The sequence below is a fragment of the Desulfofundulus thermobenzoicus genome (assembly GCF_009428905.1).
GTDB classification, from domain to species: domain Bacteria; phylum Bacillota; class Desulfotomaculia; order Desulfotomaculales; family Desulfovirgulaceae; genus Desulfofundulus_A; species Desulfofundulus_A thermobenzoicus.
In genome coordinates this window covers 1-411 of the sequence record NZ_WHYR01000236.1, presented here as the reverse complement: position 1 = coordinate 411, position 411 = coordinate 1, and the positions used below count along the sequence as shown (strand labels likewise).

General features: G+C 39.7%; 1 protein-coding gene. It reads right to left on the bottom strand.

Annotated elements, in window-relative coordinates; translation table 11 throughout:
• Nucleotides 1–411, bottom strand: a 411-nt coding sequence (locus GFC01_RS18415; RefSeq protein WP_152948527.1) for an aminotransferase class I/II-fold pyridoxal phosphate-dependent enzyme, incomplete at both ends; no start/stop codon positions are given.

Sequence of the window (411 nt, the reverse complement as noted above, 5' to 3'; positions counted from 1 at the left end):
GAGTAGATCGGGTCTCTTTTTGTGTCGAATTCTAAATCTGCTATATAATCATCCTCAACAATGTAGACATCATATTTCTCAGCAAGGGCTACAATCGCTCTTTTTTCTCGTTTTGATAAACTCGTTCCAAGCGGGTTTTGAAATCTTGGCATCGTATAGAAAAAACGAATCTCCTCTTCTCGAAAGATATGCTCTAATTCGATAAGATCGATCCCTTTTTCCGTCCGCTGAATTCCGCGCACAGGCAATTGATTTTTCTCTAAATATTGGAGATATAAGTGATAACCCGGCTGTTCGACTAGTATGGTTTGTTTTCCATTCGGAAAAGGAATGGTGCTTAAAATGGATAAAGCGAGCTGAATACCAGAGGTCATGACGATCTGTTCTGGATGAGCAAACACTTGATAATCC